At 57.7% G+C, this 21,728-nt stretch carries 20 protein-coding genes and 1 pseudogene; 14 read left to right on the forward strand and 7 right to left on the reverse strand.

The annotated features are described in order from the left end of the window. Positions 1–156: 156 nt before the first annotated feature. The gene (locus tag JWS10_RS15395) at positions 157–363 is read left to right on the forward strand and encodes a hypothetical protein (protein ID WP_299508750.1); all 207 of its coding nucleotides are present in this window, start codon (positions 157–159) and stop codon (positions 361–363) included. Positions 364–465: 102 nt separating this feature from the next. On the opposite strand, the gene JWS10_RS15400 is transcribed toward JWS10_RS15395, so the two are convergent. The 6 genes from JWS10_RS15400 to JWS10_RS15425 form a co-directional block, all read right to left on the reverse strand. Continuing rightward, positions 466–699 (reverse strand): hypothetical protein, encoded by a 234-nt coding sequence (locus JWS10_RS15400; RefSeq protein ID WP_299508751.1) that lies wholly within the window; start codon positions 697–699, stop codon positions 466–468. A 628-nt stretch (positions 700–1,327) separates the two neighbouring features. Next, a complete protein-coding gene (locus tag JWS10_RS15405) occupies positions 1,328–3,319 on the reverse strand; it encodes a sigma 54-interacting transcriptional regulator (protein ID WP_299508752.1) in 1,992 nt (663 codons plus the stop codon). A gap of 90 nt (positions 3,320–3,409) precedes the next feature. Then, on the reverse strand, positions 3,410–3,886 hold the full coding sequence (locus tag JWS10_RS15410; RefSeq protein ID WP_299508753.1) for a hypothetical protein: 477 nt from the start codon (positions 3,884–3,886) through the stop codon (positions 3,410–3,412). A gap of 140 nt (positions 3,887–4,026) precedes the next feature. Next, positions 4,027–4,233 (reverse strand): hypothetical protein, encoded by a 207-nt coding sequence (locus tag JWS10_RS15415; RefSeq protein WP_299508754.1) that lies wholly within the window; start codon positions 4,231–4,233, stop codon positions 4,027–4,029. A gap of 24 nt (positions 4,234–4,257) precedes the next feature. Next, positions 4,258–5,364, reverse strand: coding sequence for a hypothetical protein (locus JWS10_RS15420; protein WP_299508755.1), 1,107 nt, complete (start codon positions 5,362–5,364; stop codon positions 4,258–4,260). Between the two features lie 12 nt (positions 5,365–5,376). Further along, the gene (locus JWS10_RS15425) at positions 5,377–5,700 is read right to left on the reverse strand and encodes a hypothetical protein (RefSeq protein WP_299508756.1); all 324 of its coding nucleotides are present in this window, start codon (positions 5,698–5,700) and stop codon (positions 5,377–5,379) included. A gap of 370 nt (positions 5,701–6,070) precedes the next feature. On the opposite strand from JWS10_RS15425, the gene JWS10_RS15430 reads away from it, so the two are divergent. The 9 genes from JWS10_RS15430 to JWS10_RS15470 all read left to right on the forward strand — a co-directional run bounded on the left by JWS10_RS15430 (position 6,071) and on the right by JWS10_RS15470 (position 15,826). Beyond that, entirely contained in the window at positions 6,071–7,738 is a 1,668-nt protein-coding gene (locus tag JWS10_RS15430; RefSeq protein WP_299508757.1) for an aromatic/alkene/methane monooxygenase hydroxylase/oxygenase subunit alpha, read from the forward strand. Positions 7,739–7,838: 100 nt separating this feature from the next. Beyond that, positions 7,839–8,903, forward strand: a complete 1,065-nt coding sequence (locus JWS10_RS15435) for an NADH:ubiquinone reductase (Na(+)-transporting) subunit F (RefSeq protein WP_299508758.1) — start codon at positions 7,839–7,841, stop codon at positions 8,901–8,903. Between the two features lie 50 nt (positions 8,904–8,953). Further along, on the forward strand, positions 8,954–10,012 hold the full coding sequence (locus JWS10_RS15440; RefSeq protein ID WP_299508759.1) for an aromatic/alkene monooxygenase hydroxylase subunit beta: 1,059 nt from the start codon (positions 8,954–8,956) through the stop codon (positions 10,010–10,012). A 13-nt stretch (positions 10,013–10,025) separates the two neighbouring features. Continuing rightward, entirely contained in the window at positions 10,026–10,394 is a 369-nt protein-coding gene (locus JWS10_RS15445; RefSeq protein WP_299508760.1) for an MmoB/DmpM family protein, read from the forward strand. 117 nt (positions 10,395–10,511) lie between these two features. Beyond that, positions 10,512–11,537 (forward strand): amidohydrolase family protein, encoded by a 1,026-nt coding sequence (locus JWS10_RS15450; protein ID WP_299508761.1) that lies wholly within the window; start codon positions 10,512–10,514, stop codon positions 11,535–11,537. A 4-nt stretch (positions 11,538–11,541) separates the two neighbouring features. Next, a complete protein-coding gene (locus tag JWS10_RS15455; RefSeq protein ID WP_299508762.1) occupies positions 11,542–12,363 on the forward strand; it encodes an iron-sulfur cluster assembly protein in 822 nt (273 codons plus the stop codon). Positions 12,364–12,414: 51 nt separating this feature from the next. Further along, on the forward strand, positions 12,415–14,046 hold the full coding sequence (locus tag JWS10_RS15460) for a molecular chaperone GroEL (protein WP_299508763.1): 1,632 nt from the start codon (positions 12,415–12,417) through the stop codon (positions 14,044–14,046). 35 nt (positions 14,047–14,081) lie between these two features. Continuing rightward, positions 14,082–15,125: an NAD(P)-dependent alcohol dehydrogenase gene (locus JWS10_RS15465; protein WP_299508764.1), complete on the forward strand. Its 1,044-nt coding sequence runs from the start codon at positions 14,082–14,084 to the stop codon at positions 15,123–15,125. Positions 15,126–15,331: 206 nt separating this feature from the next. Beyond that, entirely contained in the window at positions 15,332–15,826 is a 495-nt protein-coding gene (locus tag JWS10_RS15470) for a DUF1097 domain-containing protein (protein ID WP_299508765.1), read from the forward strand. 160 nt (positions 15,827–15,986) lie between these two features. Here the strand turns inward: JWS10_RS15470 and JWS10_RS15475 are convergent. After that, positions 15,987–17,526, reverse strand: a pseudogene (locus JWS10_RS15475) (IS3 family transposase). 263 nt (positions 17,527–17,789) lie between these two features. On the opposite strand from JWS10_RS15475, the gene JWS10_RS15480 reads away from it, so the two are divergent. From JWS10_RS15480 to JWS10_RS15495, 4 genes are all read left to right on the forward strand, one after another. After that, entirely contained in the window at positions 17,790–18,761 is a 972-nt protein-coding gene (locus JWS10_RS15480; RefSeq protein ID WP_299508766.1) for a zinc-binding dehydrogenase, read from the forward strand. A gap of 183 nt (positions 18,762–18,944) precedes the next feature. After that, the gene (locus JWS10_RS15485; RefSeq protein ID WP_299508767.1) at positions 18,945–19,385 is read left to right on the forward strand and encodes a MarR family winged helix-turn-helix transcriptional regulator; all 441 of its coding nucleotides are present in this window, start codon (positions 18,945–18,947) and stop codon (positions 19,383–19,385) included. Between the two features lie 18 nt (positions 19,386–19,403). Continuing rightward, a complete protein-coding gene (locus JWS10_RS15490; protein WP_299508768.1) occupies positions 19,404–20,138 on the forward strand; it encodes an NAD(P)-binding domain-containing protein in 735 nt (244 codons plus the stop codon). Positions 20,139–20,230: 92 nt separating this feature from the next. Then, complete coding sequence (locus tag JWS10_RS15495) at positions 20,231–21,712, forward strand: DHA2 family efflux MFS transporter permease subunit (RefSeq protein ID WP_299508769.1); 1,482 nt, start codon at positions 20,231–20,233, stop codon at positions 21,710–21,712. The last annotated feature ends 16 nt before the right edge of the window (positions 21,713–21,728 follow it).

The following is a 21,728-nucleotide window of genomic DNA, read 5'->3' on the forward strand; positions in this document are numbered from 1 at the left end:
TGCGCGAACTGCTCACGAGGGATGCTCATTAACGTCTAGCGCAGGTAAAAAAATGTAAGCTATATTTCTTCGTTATATCAGTGGGTTAAATGAATTGAGAAGCAAAAGTTACACTCTGGCTCAGCCAGAGGGCAAATGATTGTCGGAGCGTGGGCCATGGAACCGAAGACGCAAGAAGAAATACTGGTGGCTATCGAAATCTCGCAGCAGAACGTGATCTCACTTGCTGATGAACTGGAACTTCAACGGGTCAAGATGAGGGCCCGGCAGCGCCTTTGGTGGCCCCTCGTTTTTCTCAGCTTTTTTGGCAGTGGTTTAATGTTTGCCGCCATATTGGCAGTCGCTCTGGCATTTTGGCGATAGGTAATGGGATGCCGTGAAGGCTCCTAGTGCAAAAAGCGACAGATTAGTTACTAGTGGGATATATGGGCCAGAAACGGCTTCGTGACCAATCTTATCGGTGATTTAAGCGGGAATTGGCCACCCGTGTTTGCAAGCGCCATCAAGCTTTATCGTTATGAGGTTTTGTAGAGTGCCATTTGGCCCGAGCGTGAACATGTCGATGCTGTGATAGCCATTCCTTTGCCCAAAACCACGCGAGCCGCGCAGCAGATAGCCGCGCGCGAGATAGTGGCGGACTTCGACGACCATCGGGTGCTGTTCAAGCGTCAGATCGGTCGCCACGTCTTCGATGAGCATGATATTTCCAGCACGTCCGTCTAGGCTCGAAGGCTTTAGATTGATACGCGTCACCTGCCGCAGCGCCCCTGTAAATTCAGTGCGCAAGTGTGATGGGTAATTACCGATGATATCCGGACTGCCCGGCCACGTCGTGCAGGTACCACATGAAGATCTGTCGTCACGGTTTGAATCCTTTGCCGTCGGTGCCATATGTCCGGTCCGGCAAAGTGTCTCGTCCGATGCAAAATGGGTCAAGACACAAGGGGGTCCACGGTCATAAAAGCGGACTTCTTGGGGAAGAGTTTGTTGACAGCCGTTGGCAATAGCGTTGCCAAGGCACCAGCCTTTTACTTTCAGGTCGCGAAAGGTTCTCTGCGAGCGAGACAGAAGTGATGCAAAAACCAATCTGTCTAAGCCGACTAAGCGCAACCTAAATGTAAGAGCCACCTCATGCCAGTTTTCGATTGATCTCGTTGAGTCGACCGATCCGCAGCAGATCATAAGGTGCGAGGGCAGGGGGTGGGCGATGGGACACGCAAAGGATCGCGGTATCCCTCAACTCATGCCGAATAAAGGCGAGCAATTCTGTCTCTGCTGTTGCATCCGGTCATCCTAGGCTTGTGGCGATGTTAACTGAAACCAAAGGTTACGACGTTCTGATCCCATAGGCCTCAATTTTGCGATACAAAGTAGGTCGCGAAATCCCCAGCGCAAGCGCCGCCTTACTAAGATTACCGTGGTGCTGCTTCAGCGCGTCTTCAATCAGCCGCACTTCGGCATGTTTCAGCGAAGCGTCCCGCGCAAGGGTCGGCTGTTGCACGGCAAACACTTCCGTCAACCCGGTTTTGGCCACGGCGGGGGTGGTGATTTCTGCGGGCAGATCGGCGAGTGTCACCATGCGCGATTTCGCAAGGCTATGCAGCCCCAGCACCACATTGCGCAACTCCCGCACATTGCCGGGCCAGACATGCGCCATTAACGCATCCTGCACTGCGGGGCTAAAGATCAGCCGATCGCGTCCGGTCTCAATACAAATTTTGCGGATATAATGCTCAGCGATCAACAGAATATCCTCGCCACGCGCGTGCAGCGGCGGGATCGTCAGCACCAAAGTGCTCAGCCGATAGAACAGATCGCGGCGGAACCGCCCGGCTTCGACCTCGTCGCGCATGGCGCGGTTGGTCAGCGACAACACGCGCAAGGCTTGAGCAGGCGGATGCGGGCCGTTTAGGCGCGCGCTGTGTTCCTCCAGAATGCGCAGCAGGTAAAGCTGCGTCTCAGCCGAGGTTTCGCCGATCTCATCCAGACACAGCGGCGCAGTGCCCCCCGCCTCCAGCGGGTGCAGCAGCGCATCGCCAAACATTTTCGGGTTCATCGCCCCACAGTTGACAGTGCGAAAGCAATCGCCATTTTCGGGCGACATCCGTGCATGGATCAGCCGAGCAAACAGTTCCTTGCCAACCCCGGTCTGGCCCTCAATCAAGGTCGGCTGATTGGCCGAAGCGATGCGCTGGGCGGTGTCCAACGCCTCAAGGATCGCCTCGCTTTTGCCCACAATCTTAAACCCTGTCGTGCCGATCAACACCCCCGGCAAGGCAGGCGCCGAGGGCTGCCGCATCGGTGCGGTCTGCGGCACATGCGGGCGCTGTCGGAACGCCAGCGCCGCCCCCTTGATCATGCCGTCAATCTCGATCAGCCGGATGTCATCGCAGCAATGCGTGCTGGGCAAGGCGGCGGCGATTTTCGCCTCGGAAATCCCATCAGGCAGTTCCAAAAAATGCGCCCCCAGTCCCAAATCCTGATCCGCCCGTCCGGTATCCACACCACTGTTGCGGCTGAAAATCAGCCTGCCAAAGCGGTCGATGATCGCCAGCCCGTCGGCGTTGTCCATCCCCCGACCGGGCAGGCTGCCCATTGTCGCCTCCATCAGCCGGATGTTCAGCAAAGATTGCTCTTGTTGCAGCACCAATTCGATATCGCGGGCAGCGGTAGCGGCAAAGGCCGCGTTGTGTTTCTGAAAAATCCGGGTCAGCCCGGACAGATTGACCACACCGATGATGCTTAGATCAATCGGATCGCGGATCGGCGCGGCGGCACAACTCCACGCTTTCATGCCCTCGCAGAAATGTTCCTCGCCATGCACATATACCGGCTGCCCGGTCCAAAGCGCCGTGCCGATGCCATTGGTGCCCGAGGCATGTTCACTCCACAACCCGCCGACTGACAGATTGATCTTGCTGGCTTTGCTCAAGGTCGAATTGTCGCCAACAGCCTCTAGGATAAGCCCGTCCCGATCGGTCAGGAGCAGCATCGCCTCGGCGCCCGACAGCAAATCGCCGATCCGCAGCATTGAGGTCCGCGCCGCCCGGCGCAACTCAGCCTGATCATGGCTTGATTTTGCCACCATTCCCGAACGTTCCAATGAGGGTGCTGCGAAGAGATCGGGTTTGATGCCGGTGGTGTTCGAGCGCACCCAGGATTGATAGATCAACGAGCGCACCCCGGTCATCGGCAGGCTCGGCGCATTGCGGTTCGACAGAAACTTATTCCAGGCCCGCGAGGTTTCCCGTGGGTCTACATCGGTGAAATCAATGCCCGGACGTGCGGTCTTCACCGCGCTGCGTTGGTCAGATGTCATCATTAAGTCTCCTCCCGTAGACTTAACCTTCGGCACAGGGCAATCTTATGGTGATCGCTCCTGCTTCCGCCGAAGTTTGTGTCGGCATCGTTATGCGATCTCAAGTCGCGCTTTGATGTCGCAGGCAAGTTGGTCTTCCGTATAGGCGCGATTGATCACCCTTTGCGCCAGATCGGTGATTTTCTCAACAGTTTCAGGCTCGAGTGGGGTGATGAAGCCATTCTCTGCCGTTGCGATGAAAAAGCATTTCTCGCCGTTTAACCGCTTGATCTGGCCCAAAAATGCCAGTTGCACCCCGGTATTGGTATCTGCCAGCACTACCCGCCCGTTCAGGCTGATGCGCAGATAGGGCACGGCTTCCTCAGGCCGGCGCGGGGGTGCCTGATCGACAATAATCAAGCCCTGCGCCTGCGGCGGTGGCGCTGCTTTGCGGGCCTTGTCCTGAGAATACTTGCCACCGCTCAGGGTATCGGCCAGCTTTTCGATGGTTCCCCAGTTGCGCTGCAGATATTCCTTGGCGCGCTTGTCTTCCGGCCTTGTCGCGCTAAGTCTAGAATGGATATCCATCCGACTCACTCCTTGGTGTGCGATGGGTGTCATTTTGTCGCAGGCTAACACAGCCTGCGGTTTTTCCTGCATTGCATCGAAACCGGGCGAAAAACCCAATCTGCTGTAACGATGCGTTACACGTAGGCGTTGCTATGCGCCTAGTTTGGCCTCTGCTCGCCACCCGGCTCGGCTTTGCTTTGGATCTTTGCGCCCAAACGGCCCTCGCTGATCCAGCGGGCTGCGAGCACAAAGCCGCCTGTCGCGAAATCACGACCATGGGCTGCAATCATTTCCTCGCCAATCAGGGCTATGCGCTGAAAGAACGCGTCTTTGCTTTTTTCTTCTGCGGTGAGTTCTGCGGACATCGGAGTGCTTTCTGTGAACAGGGGTCAAGATTTGAACATCGCGTCGGGGAATTCGACCAAAGCGACAGAGCCATCGGTTCCGGCGAGGGCAAGGAAGCGGCCATCCTGCGACCAAACCATTGCGGTGATCCCGGCTCCGGTATCCTCGCGTAGCAAAATCTCCGAAGGTTGGCCGATCTCGGCAAGGCTGAGCAGCCCGTTGGCATAGCCCACCGCCACCAGATTGCGATTGGGGCAGGTGGCCACGGCATTGACCAGCACCAGCCCTGCCTTGCCCGTCACCACATCGCGCCCATCCTCCAGCGTCCAAGCGGCAGCCCGGAACGCGCCAGAGGCCACAACGGTATTGGTGTTTTGCTCAAAGCCAAGGCTGCGCACGGTCGCGGGGAATTTGCTCCGGTGCAGGGCATGGTTGCGGGCGGTGTCGATCACATAAAACCCATCCGCCGCCACTTGGGCCAGCAGCCAAGCGCCGTCTGGGTGCCAGTGCAAGGCGGTGGCGGGTTCGGCAAGCTCTGTCACAACGGGTTCGCTGTTCAGATCTTGTAGCGGCAAACGCCACAGCGCATTGCGCTGCGCCACGGCCAACGTCAGCCCATCGCCCGAGAACGCCAATGCGGTGATCTCAGCGGGAAGCGCAACGGTTTGCGGCTCGGTTGTGTCGGCCATGGCGATATAAAGCTGCGCCCCACTCGCATAGGCCAACACCTTGCCATCCGCCGACGCCGCCAAGACCTGAATCCCCGCCTGCGACCGCGGCGGGATATGATAGGCGATCCCCCCCGCCGACAGCGCGTTGATCCGCCCGCTGGTTTTGGCAAAGGCAAAACCCTGCGCGCCAAACGCCACCACATCCGAGCTGCGCCCCTCGGTGAACTCCGCCGCTTTCAACGGCAGGAACGGCTTTTCCCGCGCCGCAATCGTCAGTCGCCCGGTGTCAATCGCCCGCCGTGTGCGCAGGGCGGGCGAGGCTTTATCCGCCGTCGCCGCCAGGTGCACCGAGCCATCGGCGCAGGCGAAGGCGACGGCGGATATATCAGCGTTAAAGCTGATCTGCCGCACGGGCGAGGCCAGCTGCCAATCGCGCGCGATCAGGTCAAAAAGCTGCAAATGGGCGCGTTCGTCTTTCATACTTCCCCCCGGTTATGATTGGCACAGCGCGGAAATATCAGTCGCAATCCGGGCCAGTAGCGCTTCCAGCTTCTCAGTTTCATGCTCGGTGTCAGTCAAGGCTTGCTGGGCGACACTCTGCTCTAGGTAGAGTTGATCCAGCGCCGCTTGCGCAGCGGTTTGATCAGCAGACCCCGTCAGATCACGCTCAGCACACATGACTTCAATCTCTTTGCCAGCCACCCGTTGACGCTTGCTCAGCAGCTTGCAATTCTCTTGGCACAGCAATCCGACCACCGCGACCCGCAGCTTTTGCAGCTCGGCCATTTTGTCAGAAATCTGTTCTATATCAGACATATGCTTGCCTCGCGCCCAAACCGGAACGTCCCGATTTTTCCTTCGCAGCCCGCAGCATATCTGTCGCCGCTAACATTGCGACACATTCTGAATCCGTAACCATTCATTACAAACCGTAGCCGTTCGTTACAGAAAATTATCTGTTTGGTCGCAGCCGATTTTGGCCCCTACATGGCCTCACCGAAGAAAAAGAACGGCCGCTGCGACAACTCAAGGTGGCTCAAAGAACGAAGGAAGGGAGGCCTGCGTTGCGAATGAAATTCACATCCCGTGAAACTGATCCGACGTCTTGGATGGCTGCGATGCGCAGTTCTCTGACCTTTGCCGACGGTCCTGCCCACATCAACACCAACCAAAAAGGTGAGCAACAATGTCGACTCTGACACTCAACAAAATTACCGCGCAAAAGGGCATTTCGGTGGCCGATGCTACCCGCAAATGCGCCGATCTGGGGTGGAATCCTTCCTACGTGCGGGAAGCGATGACCTACCCCTCCGACTATAAGATCACCAAAGCCCCCCGCGATCCGATGAAGCAGGTGCTGCGGTCGTACTTCTCCATGCAGGAAGAAAAGGACAACCGGGTTTACGGTGCCTTGGATGCGGCTTTGCGTGGCGACATGTTCCGCAATGTCGAACCGCGCTGGGTCGAATGGATGAAGCTGTTCCTGGCGATCATCCCGTTCCCGGAAATCAGCGCCGCCCGCTCAATGGCGATGGTCAGCCGTCTGGCGCCCGGTGAAGACCTGCGCACCGGTTTCACCATGCAGATGGTCGATGAATTCCGCCACTCCACGATTCAGATGAACCTGAAGAAGTGGTATATGGAGAACTACATCGACCCGGCGGGTTTTGATATCACCGAAGAAGCCTTCGGCAAATGCTATGCCACCACCATTGGGCGGCAGTTCGGCGAAGGTTTCATCACCGGCGATGCAATGACCTCGGCCTGTATGTATCTGACCGTTGTGGCAGAGACCGCGTTCACCAACACGCTGTTTGTGGCGATGCCTTCGGAAGCCGCGCGCAATGGCGACTATGCTTTGCCCACGGTGTTCCTGTCGGTGCAGTCGGACGAGAGCCGTCACATCGGTAACGGCCACTCGCTGATGATGGCCGCGCTGAAAGAGCCGGAAAACCACCTGCTCATTGAGCGCGACATGAAATATGCCTTCTGGCAAAACCATGCCATCGTTGATGCTGCCATCGGCACGTTCATCGAATACGGCACCACCGACCGCGACAAGAACAAAGAAAGCTATGCCGAGATGTGGCATCGCTGGGTCTATGAAGATTACTACCGCACCTACATGCTGCCGATGGAAAAATACGGCATCAAAATTCACCACGATGACGTGACCCTGGCGTGGGAGCGGATCACCAAGAAGAATTACGTTCACAAGATTGGGCAATTCTTTGCGGTGGGCTGGCCGGTGAACTTCTGGCGGATCGAAGCGCAGACCGAGAAAGATTTTGAATGGTTCGAGCATAAGTATCCCGGTTGGTATGCCGAATTCGGCGACTTCTGGAAATGGTATGCCAAGTTGTCGAAGCCCGGCCAGAAGGTGATCACGTTCAACGAGGAAGTTGGCTACGTTTATCCGCACCGCTGCTGGTCAAGCCTTGTGCCTTGCGTCATCCGTGAGGATATGGTTGTAGGCGAGCTGAACGGCCAATTGCACACGTTTGCGCATGAAATCGATCGCTGGACGGCGGTGGAGGCTTTCGCCGACGAATTCCAAGGTCGTCCGACGCCAGCGATGGGCCGGTTCTCGGGCAAACGCGAATGGGAGACGCTGTATGATGGCGTTGATCTGGCCGATGCGATTGTCGATCTTAACTTTGTCCGCTCCGACGGCAAAACCCTGATCCCGCAACCGCATTTGCGCTTTGACGACAAAGACATGTGGACGCTGGACCATGTGCGCGGCCACACGCTCGGATCACCGCTGAACGCGCTGCGCGGCATGGATGAGGCAACCCGTAAGGCGCATCTCGCCGATTACGCCAAGGGTTTCACCATCAACCCCTGCAACTAACCCGATGATTATGGGCCGGAAACTCCGGCCCATACCACCCCACACCGCTGCCCGCTTTGGGTAGGGGATTGAAACCTGCACTCTGCAAAAGGCGCATCAGATGTCAGAAACCTTCACCGTTCGATTGGAACCCGTCGGGGTCGAATTCGAAGTTGAATCCGGCGAGACCGTGCTGGACGCCGCCTTCCGTCAGGGCATTTCGCTGCCACATGGCTGCAAAGAGGGCCAATGTTCGGCCTGCAAATGCAACCTTGTCGAAGGCGAGGTCGAGCTGCTGAAATACTCTACCTTCGCGCTGTCGGATGGCGAGCGTGAGCAGGGCGGTATCTTGCTGTGCCGATCCCTCCCACAAGACGATCTGACTATCGAGCTGCTGAATTTCGACGAAGAACTGCTGTCGAAATCCATCGCGGTCAAAGACTTCAAGGGTAAGATCACGGCCAAATCCAACCTGACGCATGACATACGGGCCATCGAAATTGATATCGAAACGCCGATCAAATTTTGGGCCGGGCAATATGTCGACATCACCGTCAGAACCAAAGATGGGGAGGAGATTACGCGCTCGTTCTCCATGGCAAATACGCCGGACCAAACCCAAAAACTTCGGTTCATCATCAAAAAATACCCCGACGGAAAGTTCAGCCGCGAACTCGACGCAGGCGGTATCGAAATCGGAGCCTCCGTCACCGTCCGCGGACCGTACGGCACCTGCTTCCGCCGTGAAGGACGCGAAGGGCCGATAGTGCTGGTCGCCGCGGGCTCGGGGATGTCGCCAATCTGGTCGATCCTGCACGACCACGTCGCCAGCGGCGAAAGCCGCCCGGTGCATTTCTTCTACGGCGCGCGCACACAGACCGATCTGTTCTACCTGCCGCAGATCGCAGCCATCACCGCAGCCCACCCCGAAATAACGTTCACCCCGGTTCTGTCACACGCCAGCGATGATCCCGATTGGCACGGCGCACAAGGCTTTGTGCATCAGGTGGTTGGCAGCGAATTGAAACGCCTGAATGTCGAGGGCGGCGATGCCTATGCTTGCGGTCCACCGCCGATGATCGACGCGCTTAGCCCGGTTCTGTTCATGCTCGATTTCGACCCCGAGCGCACCTTTTACGACAAGTTTACTCCGTCGACCGCACCCGCGCCAATCAAAGCGCATTGATTTCTGATTTAGATCCGGGGGGTTAACCCCCCACCACAAGGGAGAGAGACATGGTTGCCACATCAAGCTCGGTTGGCTCAGGCGCCGCAGGGGCCGCGATTTTCGCCGACAGCGAAAGCCGCAAATATCGCTACTTTGAACCCCGCGCCAAGCGCGCCACCCATTACGAAGATGTCACCGTCGACGTGCAGCCCGACCCGGAGCGCTATTTGATCCAGGATTGGATCATCTCGTTTCCAGATGGTCGCGGTGCCTATGAGAAAAACTTCACCAAGGCGCAAAGCAGCAACTGGCACGCCTTTCGCGCCCCCGATCAGGAATGGGAGCGCACGCATTACCAGCGCCAGTCGCGTATCGAGGTGATGGTGCAGGCGGTGATCGCCAATGGTCGCAAATCCGGCGCGCAGATGGCCTTTGACGCGGCCTGGGGCAAGACCTTACAGAAGCATCTGGGCGCTTGGAAACACGCTGAATTTGGCTTGGGCTGTGCGCTGATGCAGGCGCAGCGCGGCGGCTACACCCAGATGATCAACAATGCGACGCTGACCAACTCGTCGTATAAGCTGCGGCTGTCACAGGACATCACGCTGTATCTGGCCGAGATCGGCATGGATATTGCGGGCTGGGATGACGAGGCCGGCAAAACCGGCTGGCTGGAAGACCCGATGTGGCAAGGCACCCGCGAAGCCGTTGAAACCATCATGGGCACCGAAGATTATCTCGAACAGTATTTCGCGATCAATCTGGTGTTCGAGCCGCTGGTCGGAGAGCTGTTCCGCTCAGGCTTCCTGATGCAGTTTGGCGCGGCCAACAACGACTTTATGACGCCTTCGGTGATTGCTGCGGCAGAGGGCGATTACGAGCGTAACCTCGCCAATGCCATCGACCTGATCTGGCTTCTCACCCATGACGAAAAGTTCGGCGCGCAAAACCGCACGTTGTTTCAATCCTGGGCCCAGAAGCACAGCGCGCTGGCCGACAAGGCCGCCCGCCAGTTGCAACCGATCTGGTCGAAGCCGCATTCCAAGCCTGTCAGCTTTGAAGAAGCGCGCGCCGTTTCCGAAGAGCGCTTTGCCAAGATCCTTGGCGAAGTTTCCCTGTCCCGCTGAAAGGAAGTCCCCCATGTCAACCGTTGCACGCGACAATTCGCACGACAACATCTTCAAGGCGATGAAAGACATCACCTTTGAGAAAACCATTTCTCATCAATGCGGTGTCACGATGTCGGATTCGGTCGAGGCCCGCGCCATCGCCGAATTCATGGATGCCAAGCCGGGGGTGACGGTAACGTATAACCCGGCGCTGATCCGCATTGATGGCTCCGGCAAGTTGATCTTCAAAATGGATGAGATCGGAGAGTTTTTGGGCCGCGAAATGACCGCCGAATTGTTCGAGGTCAATTCCTCGACCCACTACGGCCGCATGGTGCGCACCGACGACAACACGGTGATCCTGTTCGGCGATATGAACGAGATGCTCGAATACATCTGACATCTTCGATTTTCGCAAATCGGGCGGGAAAACCGCTTCACACTTTTCCCTGATTTGCTTCGCGGCGCGGGGGCAAACCCCGCGCCCCCACTCACCCCATTCCCAAAGGCGACGAAGATGTATGTAACCCCCGAAGGCAAAGAGATTTTCGTTCTGGATGGCCACGCCCATTTCTGGGACGGCAGCCCCGAAAACCAGAAGAACATCCACGGCAAGCAGTTCATTGATTGCTTCTACGCCTATCACACCGGCCTCTCCCCGAAGGAAGAGCTGTGGGACAAGAAGAAATTTGAGAAATACAGCGCTGATGACCTCTACCAAGACCTGTTCATCGACGGGCCGGACGATATGGCGATCCTGAATTCGACCTATCTGTCGGATTTCTACAAAGACGGCTTCAACAACATCGAACGCAATATGTCGGTGGCGAAGAAATTCCCCAGCCGTTTTATCGTCAACGGCGCGTTTGATCCGCGCGACGGCCAAAAAGCCTTGGAATACATCCACTTCATGAAAGAAAGTTACGACATCAAGGGGGTGAAAATGTACACCGCCGAGTGGAATGGGGAGTCCAAAGGCTGGCGGCTGAACGACCCCGCCGCCTACAAATGCTTCGAGCTCTGCGACAAGCTCGGCATTAAGAACATCCATGTCCACAAAGGCCCGACCATCCTGCCGCTGAACAAAGACGCCTTCGATGTGCATGATGTCGATTACGCCGCCACCGATTTCCAAGGCCTGAACTGGATCATCGAGCATTGCGGCCTGCCGCGTCTGGACGATTTCTGCTGGATCGCGACGCAGGAGACCAATGTTTATGGCGGTCTTGCCGTGGCGCTGCCGTTCATCCATTCGCGTCCGCGCTATTTCGGCGAAATCATCGCCGAGTTGTTGTTCTGGATCGGGCCAGAGAAGATCTTGTTCGGCTCGGATTACGCGATCTGGACGCCGAAATGGCTGGTCGAAAAGCTGTGGGCGTTCCAGATCCCCGAGGATATTTCGGCGGAACGCGGTGGCGTGCAACTGACCGATGAGATCAAGGAAAAGATCCTCGGCCTGAATATGGCGAAGCTTTACAACATCGACGTGGCAGCCCGGAAGGCCGAGTTTTCCGCCCATCCGATGTCGCTCGCGGCGGAATGATCAGATGAACGCGCCCACACCTTTCGTCTTGAATGACGCCCGGTTAAACCAAGCCCCATTGGAACAGGTGTGGGCGCGGCTTGATCTGGTGATGGACCCCGAACTTGATGAGCCCGTCACCGATATGGGTTTCATCGAGGCGGTGTCGATCACCAGCCCCCCCGACCAAAACACCAGCACGGTGCATGTCAGCTTTCGGTTGCCAACCTATTGGTGCTCGCCAAATTTCGCCTTCCTGATGGCCGAAGGCATCAAGCGCCAGATCGAAACCCTGCCTTGGGTCAATCAAGCAGTGGTGACGCTGCAAGACCACATGGCCGCCGAGGAAATGAACGCCGCGATCAACGCCGGGGCCAGTTTTGGTTCGGTCTTTGCCGAACTCCACCCCGATGAAGACCTTGGCGCACTGCGGGAAAAATTCGACATCAAAGCCTTCCAGCGCCGTCAAGAAGTGGTGATCAAAGCCATGCTCACCATGGGCTTTCTGACCGCTGAAATCCTGACCATGCCGCGCGCTCTGGTTGAAATCTCCGAATTTACCGACCCCGAAACCATCCGCCAGAAAGCCCGCTATCTGGCGATCCTTGACGAAAAACACCTCGCCCCCAGCCCGCGCGATCTGGCGTTCCCGACTTATCAGGGCGCACAGATTGACGATTATGCCACCTATATGGGCCTGCTCCGCTCGGTCAGGATCAATATGGAATTCTCCGGCTCACTATGCCGGGGACTGAAACGCAGTCGCTACCAAGAGGCCGATCTTTCCGGCGATGTGCCCGTTCTGGTCGATTTTACCACCCGCACCCCGACACACGCCTGCCGCTGACAGGCGATCCCAAAAACACTGCAAAATCCGGCTTAGGCCGAAGGAGGAACTATGCCCAAGATCATGATCCACGGTAACGACGCCCGCCGCGCTTTGGCGCATGGGGTGCAGAAACTGTCGGCGGCGGTTGAAGCCACACTCGGCCCGATGGGCATGAACGCGATGATCGACCGCCCGATGGGCACGCCGCTGATCAGCCGCGACGGCGTGTCGATTGCTTCGGAAATCGAGCTGTTCGACCGTTTTGAAAACATGGGCGCGCAGGTGGTGCGCGAGGTTTCGATGCAGACCAATGACGTGGCGGGCGACGGCACCACCACTTCGATCGTGCTGGCCAATGGGATGATCCAATCCGGCGTGGTGCTGATCGACAAGGGCGCAAAGCCAGTTGATCTCTGCCGTGGCATCGCGATGGCGGTTGAGGCCACCACCCACGCTTTGCGCGCCGCCGCCAAGCCGGTGAAAGATCACGCGGTGCTGTCGGCGGTTGCCAAAATCTCGGCCTCCAGCACCGAATTGGGCGAACTCGTTGCCGAAGCCTTCCGCCGCGTTGGCGCGCAGGGGGTGATTTCCACCGAATACGGCACGGGAAACACCTCGACCCTGCAAGTGGTTGATGGCATGGCGTTTGATCGCGGCTATATCTCGCATCACATGGTCACCGATCTCGATGCGATGCGCGCCGTGGTGCTGAACCCCTATATCGTGCTGACCGATATCAAGATGAAAACCGCCAGCCAGCTCGACGCGGCCAAGGCGATTGCCGCTGAGGATGGCCGCCCCTTGGTGATCATCTCGGAAGAAACCTCGCCCGAGGTGCTGCTGACCCTGCTGGGCAAAGACGGCCCCGGCAAATTCCTTGTGGTGCATCCGCCGGAATTTGGCCACTGGCGCCGCAACATGATGGAGGATCTGGCGATCCTGACCGGCGGCAAGGTGCTGGCGCGCGATCTGGGTGACAGTCTGGAAAACATTACCCGTCTGGATATGGGCAGCGCCGAGCGGGTAGAGGCCACCAATTCCGACACCATGATCATTCGCGGCAATGGCGCCCCGCAAGCCATCGCTGCCCGCCGCGCCCAAGTGCAACGGCTGTACGAAGTCGCCCCGCCCAATATCGACAAAGACAAGCTGCAAGAACGCCTCGCCAAACTCTGCGGTGGCACCGCCACAATCTTCGCGGGCGGCGTGACGCCAGTGGAGCAAAAACGCACCATCCAACTGATCGAAGATTCGCTGAACGCAGTTCGCGCCGCCTCAGACGAAGGCGTCTTGGTCGGCGGCGGCGTGGCGCTGGCGCGGATTGCGCCCTCGCTCGCCGAACTTGCGCTGGCCGAGCAGGGCGATGTGCGCCGCGGCATCGAATTGGTGCAATCGGTGCTGACCCTGCCGCTCGCCCGTATAGCGTTCAACGCAGGTGCCGAACCCAATGATGTGGTGCGCAAGGTCTGCGCGCTGCACGGCGATCACGGCTATAACGCCGCCTCTGGCGCTTACGAAGATCTGATGAAATCCGGCGTGATCGATCCGGTGCGTGTGACCTATTCGGCGCTAATGAACGCCGCCTCCGTCGCCACGCTGATCCTGACCACCGAAACCCTGATCGCCGATCTGGCCGAGGATGAAGACCCGACCGCAGGCGCTGCCTTGGGTGGCGGTGCCGAAAAGTTGGGCCGTAAGTGATTGGTTGACCATCAAAATCAGGAAAGGGCTGCGCCATGAAAGCCGCAAGACTATACGAATACGACCCCGCGATGAACGTGCAACTGAAGATCGAAACCGTCAAAGCCCCCACCATCATGGGGCCCACGGATGTGATCGTCAAAGTCGGCGCTGCCGGCCTCTGCCGCACCGATCTGCACATCATCGAAGGCGTGTGGAAAGACATCATGGATCAGGGCGGCAACCTGCTGCCCTATATCATGGGGCATGAGAACGCCGGTTGGGTCGAGGATGTCGGCTCCGGCGTCACCTCAGTCAAACCCGGCGATACCGTGATCTGCCACCCGCACCGCACCTGTGGCATTTGCCTGTCCTGCCGCTATGGCGACGATATGCACTGCGAACATAGCCTGTTTCCGGGGCTGGGTCTGGACGGCGGCTTTGCCGAATACTTCCTGACCTCGGAACGCAGCCTGATCAAGCTAAACCCCAACATCACACCCTTGGACGTAGCGCCAATGGCCGATGCCGGGATCACCGCCTACCGCGCCGCGAAAAAAGCCGCGAAAGCCCTGCGCCCCGGTGCCTATTGCGTGATCGTCGGAGTAGGAGGCCTCGGCCATATCGCCCTGCAATGCCTGCATGAAATCTCTGGCTGCCGCATCATCGCGGTCGACCGTGAACCCGCCGCCCGCCAGCTCTGCAAAGACCTCGGCGCGGATTTTGTGCTGGATGGCGGCCCGAATATTGTCGAGGAAATCAAGCAAATCACCGGCGGCGGCGCGCAGGTGGTGATGGATTTTGTCGGCGAACTCGGCGTCGAAAACCTATGCTGGAAGATGGTCCGCCCCGGTGGTGAATTGATCATGATCGGCTACGGCGGCAAGATCGAGGTCCCCACCGCGCATCTGGTGATCAACGAGATCAACATCGGCGGCAGCTTGGTCGGCAACTACACCGAACTGGTAGAGCTGATGGAGCTGAACGCCGACGGCAAGGTCAAGATGCACTACGCCGAATACAGCCTGGATAACATCAACCAAGCCCTCGATGATTTCAAACACCGCCGCTTCGCGGGCCGTGGGGTGATCGTGCCATAGCGTAAAACGCCGCCAACCGCAGCACATCCCAGGGCGGCCGTCGCAACTCGCGGCCGCGCATGTGCACAAACACGGCGCATCAAGAGCGGGCCGTTTGAACGAAACCGGGGAGGGCAATCTTGCCCAGCGCTGGCATTTTCCCGGTTCCTGCAACGGCCAGCGGATAAGAAGAACAGCCAGAAATCTGGCAAGAGGGAGAGAGTGAAGTGGATATCATAACAACATTGGCGGTCTCTATTGGCCTATTGGGGGCGGTGGCGACCTATCTGTTCCTGACCATCGGCACCATCCAGATTTGGGTGGGATTCATTGGTTGGGCAAGTTTTTACCATTGCGGCGGCGGCGTCGTGGGTTTGCGCAAATCTGTCTGCGCCAATCTTTGGGGCGTGGTGATGGCATATGTCGCGTTGCTGTTGATCACCCAAGTCAACTCTGGCTTGCCCGGCGTGCTCTGGCCATCGCTGGTGGTTGGGGTGACGGCAGGTATTCTTGTGATGGGGGCGAAGATTGAGGCCCTAAACATCATTCCCGCCACCGTCTACGGCTATGCCTCGACCGCAGGTTATGGCTTGTTGTCGGGCGCGTCGCTGACCACGCTGACGGCGGCCAATCCACTGATTTGCGTCGCGGTTTCCCTGGTGATTGGCGGCCTACTCGGGCTGGTGTCTGAACGCTTCGCCGCTATGATGAAATCTTCCTGACACATAGGCATCAAAGGTTTAAGCCACCGCGGGGGTAAGTAGGTTGGTGTGACCAATCTGTTTACCCCCTCTCAGTCAACACCCGGCGTCGCGGAGCAACAGCAATGTAAAAACTGATCCACGCTATGACGGGAAGGTGCGGACAAAAAGTTTGACTTGTTTACGTAGTAAGGCCAAGGCTTTTACGGTATTCGATAGGGCTCCGGCCGCCAAGAGACATCTTGATACGTGTTTCGTTATACCAGCGGATGTAGCCATCAACCTCATTGATGAACTGTTCAGCCGTGAAGCCCGCCAATCCCGAGGATAGAAAAACTCCGTCTTCAGGCGCCCGAAGAAGCCTTCGCAAGCCGCATTGTCTTGCGAACAGGCCTTTCTTGACATGGAGCGGACGAGCTTTGCTTCACTGACCCTTTTAAGCCAGCCTGGCCAGCGATAATGGGCTCCGCGGTCGCTAAGGATAATGGGCTGCTCGCCGCTGTTCACGATCGTCTCGATCGCCGCATCGAGCATCGTGTTTACTAAATCGGCATCAGGTTTGGACCCTATTGCCCAGCTGATGACGAGGCCGTCGAAGCAGTCGATGATGGGCGAAAGATAAACTTTACCCGCTCGGATGTGGAATTCGGTGATGTCGGTCAGCCATTTCTCATTCGGAGCGGTAGCCTGGAACTCTCGATTGATGATATTCTCAGGCGCCGGACTAACCTCGCCGAGGTATGAGCTGTAACGCCGCCGTTTCGGCTTTGAGATGACCAATGCCTCTTGCTTCATCAGGCGCTGCACAACATTTTCCGAGATTGAGATAGATTGCCGTGTCAGAGAGGCTCTCAGCCGACGGTAGCCGTAACGGCAATGGTTTCTTGCGAAGATGTCCGCCATGGCGCGCCGAACGGCAAGATACTTGTCTTCTAGGGCGATACGGGCGCGGTGGTAAAAGTATGAGCTGCAAGCGAGGCGTAACCGGGCCAGTAGCTCCGAGACCTTATGAAGATTTTTCAGGGCGTCGATCAGCATGGTCTTTTCCCGATTGCTCAGGGACTGCAGATCGGCGCCAAGATCCTTTTTTATCAGTTCATTCGCCTTCTTCAGCAGATCATGCTCGATCTGAAGCTGGCGGATGTCGCGCTGCAGGGTTTCGAGCTGGCTCTCCAATTTTTCGCGCTCTGGCGCAGATACTGAAGGAGCAGTGTTCTTGCGTTTCATGGTGGCAGGAGCCTCCGGGCTAAGTAACTGATTTTTCCAGTTATACAGCGTTGGCCTGCTGACCCCGAACTTTTCGGCCAAAGTCGGTGCACTTTCTCGGCGACTATAGAGTCCGACCACTCCGGCCTGCTTCACAGCGTCAGAGTATGTTCCACGGCCACGGGCACCGACCGTAACCGTTTGGTTTCGCGAAAAGCGTCGCGCACCCAGGCCGTCAACGTTGCCCGGCCAGGGAAGCCTATGGCCCGCATCGTCCACGAAATGCAACGACCATGAGCGGCAAAGTGCTGCAACGAGATCTGCTTTTGTGCTTCAGAGAATTTAGGGGGCCGTGGCGCAAATCCTGACCGCAAATCCTGCCGACACTCATATTCACGGCAGCAGCCCTTCAGAGCGTTCTTACTGGGGTAACCCAGCTGGTAAATCGTGCCCGCGCGCTTGCCGAGCTTTATATACAACTCCACTGCGCGCATGCGCTCTTCGTAGGAATACATGAACTATCTCCCAGATAGTCTAACTTTTCGTCAGCACCCCCACGGGGGGTTAGTTTTGCGCGCCATTTGACAGATGTCAACGTCCACCAGCTTCAGAACGTCTCTTGGCTTGCCAAATGAATCTGCGCGCAATGCCTTCATTTTTCTCACTGGACTTCCTCTCGACTCGCTCACTAACTGGTTTACTAGATACTCGCCAAATAGGTATTGTGCAATCGAGCGTTAAGGTCCATGTTAGCCGCCTGCTGATTTCAGGAGCTCGCATGCAACGCGCCACACATTCTCAATTTGGATCGCCCCAAGATGTTCTTTCCAGCGAAGAAGCTGACACGCCAACACCTAGCCAGGGTCAAGTTCTGGTCAGGATGGTTCTGTCGCCCGTGCACAACCACGACCTAATGATCATCGCCGGTCAATATGGATCAATGCCGGATTTGCCTGCATTTCCAGGTACCGAGGCCGTTGGCGTGGTTGAGGCTCTGGGCGAAGGCGTCGATAACCTTGTGGTCGGGCAGAGGGTCGCCGGTGGCGCCAGCCAGACCTGGGCGACGTTTTATCTTGCCGATGCAGCTGGGCTGGTGCCGGTACCGGACTGTGTCAGTGACGAAACGGCCTGCCAGCTGATTGCTATGCCGTTGAGTGCCAAGGTATTGCTCGACACGCTGGATGTGAAGCCGGGCGACTGGATAGTCCAGAACGCCGCCAACGGTCTCGTCGGCAAGCTCGTCGCGCGCTTTGGCGCCGAACGCGGCATCAAAGTGCTTGGGCTAGTGCGTCGCAAGGAAGCAGTGGCGGAGCTGAGAGCGCTCGGGATCGACAAGGTTATAGCGACTGACGTTGAGGGATGGGCAGACAAGGCCAAAGAGCTAACCGGTGGCGCGCCGGTACTTCGCGCAGTAGACTCGCTGGGTGGCGACGGTGCTGCTCAGGTGCTCAAGGTTGCGAGCAATGATGCGGTCTTGGTGAGTTTCGGCGCAATGACGGAGCAGCCGCTCAAGATTGCAGCGCAGGATCTGCTGTTCCGCGGCATCACGGTCAAGGGCTTTTGGGGCGCCAAGCCTCACGTAACGCCGGAGCGCATCGGCCAATTCATTGGCGAACTCCTTCAGGCGGCGGCTGCGCAGAAGCTTATTTTTCCTATTGAGGCGGCTTATGACATCGAGCACGTGGCAGAAGCGGCCCGGGCAAGCGCGGAACCCGGTCGCAAGGGGAAGGTGGCCATTCGCGGCGCGTGATTGATTCTATCTAGGACAAGCGCCTGCAGCTTGTCCCAGCCTACATCTCCACTTGGGCCTGAGACATGCATTTTTCGAATGGCTCACTATCGCTAGGGTCTGCTTGACGCGAAGTTTCCTCTCTAGTAACTTGCTCACGAGACAATTGCCAACGAGTTATGCCACAATGGCAATAAGGACTCCATGCCGAACAAAATCATCAGTGCCCATCGCTTGGCTACGCAGTTGCCCTTCGCCATTTATGGCGTCGCAGGTCGGGTAGCGCGTATGCACAAACCTTTCCTCGACCCGCTCGGGCTCACTTTTCCACAATATCTTGTCATGCTTGAGCTTTATGCCGGAACCCCTCGTTATGTGGGCGACCTGGGGACAAGCCTTGGTATGGATACCGGCACGATTACGCCACTCCTCAAGCGTCTCGAAGTCTGCGGCATGATCAGCCGCCTTCGAGATCCAAGTGATGAGCGCCGGGTCATCATCAATCTGACGCCGACCGGCGAGGCGATCAAAGAGGAGGTTTGGAACGTTGCAGGCCAGATCAAAAGCGCATGCAAGATGGATGAGGCCGGTATGGCTTCGCTACGCGACACGCTGAACGACTTCGCTCGGCCTGCCGTAGATTAATTAACAAGGAATATACTCATGAAAATCGGCATTGTTGGCGCCGGCAACATCGGCGCGCTTTTGGCACGCAAATTTGCGGCAGCAGGCCACTCGGTCAAGCTCTCCAATTCTCGCGGACCTGACAGCTTGGCTGACGCCGTACGAGGCACAAGCGTCCGGGCAGTGTCGAACGAAGATGCGCCCAAAGATGTGGACGTGGTGATCCTTTCAGTGCCCTTCGCCAAGAACCCGGATGTTGCAAAGCTTCTGGCCAATGCGCCGAGCGATGCTATCGTGGTCGATACGTCGAACTATTATCCCGCACGTGATGGCACCATCGCCGAGGTTGATGCTGGCAAACCCGAAACTGTTTGGGTCAGCGAGCAGGTTGAACGCCCCCTGGTGAAGGCGTGGAACGCCATTCTGTCACAGACCCTGGCTGAAGCCGGCACGGCAACGGGCACTGCCAACCGCATCGCCATACCGATCGCCGGTGACGATGCCGCTGCCAAGAAAGCGGTTGCAGAGTTGATGGACATCTCCGGGTTTGACACTGTGGACGCCGGCACCCTTGCTGAATCCTGGCGCTTCCAGCCCGGTACCCCTGCTTATTGCACAGAGTTGACCACCGAGGAGCTTGCGCTTGCTCTAGCCGATGCCAGCAAGGACCAGGCTCCCAAGAACCGCGATGCCATCATGCAGGCTATCGCAAGCGGGAAAGTCGAATTCACGCGGCATGGCTTGGCTTCGAACAACAGAGTCATGTCTGCCTGATCCACACTTGCCAGCCGCAAGAGTTGCGGCTGGCATCACTTTACATCCAAACACACTCGAAAAACTTGTGTGCTATTTACTAGGAAACTGATATGGCTGATATCGTCATGCCTCTAAGGGCAGGAACTCAAACAAAGGTGGAAAGCGAAAAGCTGACACCAGAAGCTATCATTGCCATAGCGGTGCTGATCGCTTCGACCTTCACTGTCATCCTCAACGAGATGATGATGGCTGTCGCCTTGCCGCGCGTCATGATCGATCTCAACATCAATGCCTCGACCGTCCAGTGGCTCACGACTGGCTACATGCTTACGATGGCCGTCGTTATTCCGGCGACGGGTTTCCTGACGGAGCGTTTCCGCATGCGGACGGTCTATACGATCGCGCTGTCGCTGTTCACGTTGGGGACATTGATTGCCGTCGTGGCACCCGGGTTTTCGGTGCTGCTGATCGGTCGCATCGTGCAAGCCGTGGGGACCGCAATTGCAACGCCTCTGGCTTTTACTGCTGTCGCAGCTCTTGTGCCACGCTCGCGCCAGGGGCGCATGATGGCCTTGCTGACCGTCGCCACATCGACAGCCCCCGCCTTCGGACCTGCAATGGCCGGGGCTATCCTGTCGGTCGCTGGTTGGCGGTGGCTGTTCATCGCCATCCTGCCGATCGCCCTGATTTGCCTCGTCGTTGGAAACCGCATGATCCGTGTGCCGAGCACGCCCCGTCACGCTAAACTCGATGTGGTCTCGGTACTGCTTTCCGCCGTTGGCTTTTCTGGCGTCGTGTACGGATTGGCCTCGTTCGGCGAGGGTTCGGGCGGGCACTCAATCGTGTCACCATGGCTGGCCCTAGGGGTTGGTCTGGTCTTTGTCGCCCTGTTTGCCGCACGGCAGTTTCATCTGCAAAAGTCTGACCGTGCCCTGCTTGACCTGCGGCCATTCGCCAATCGCACTTTCGCGACGACCAGCTTGCTCGCCTTGGCGTTCATGACCGCCGCAGCCGGCATGATGACGTTGATGCCTGTCATGCTGCAAACCTCCTATGGCCTGACGCCTCTGCAAACAGGCCTCTTCATGCTGCCAGGCGGCCTAACGATCACCTTCATCTCGATGGTCGTTGGACGTTACTATGATCGTGTCGGCGCACGACCGCTTATGATCATCGGCGCCGTTATCGACGCGGCAGGACTGTACTTTTTGTCCACCCTTGCTCCAGGAACGCCAATCCCGGTGCTGCTCGCAACCTACATATTCATCATTGTCGGACAGGCCTTCTTGTGGACGCCGACCTATGCGGCATCGCTCGGCGCCCTCAACAAGCACCTGCTGCCACACGGCTCCGCCATCATGAGCACCATCCAGCAGCTGACAGGTGCGGCAGGCATTGCCATCGCGTTCTCGATCATGACGTCTGCAAGCGCGAAATACGTGGCCGGCGGCGAAGCTCTTGCACCCTCCATGGCCCATGGTGCCCAGTACTACTATCTGGTTGGCTGTTTCGTAGCGATTGCCGCCCTTGTCATCGCCTTTGCCATGCCTAAGACCACCGCAGGCAGCGGCGTCCCTGTCGGGGTCCACTAACCGTAAAGCGACAACC

The sequence above is a fragment of the Cypionkella sp. genome (assembly GCF_028290025.1).
Taxonomy (GTDB): domain Bacteria; phylum Pseudomonadota; class Alphaproteobacteria; order Rhodobacterales; family Rhodobacteraceae; genus Cypionkella.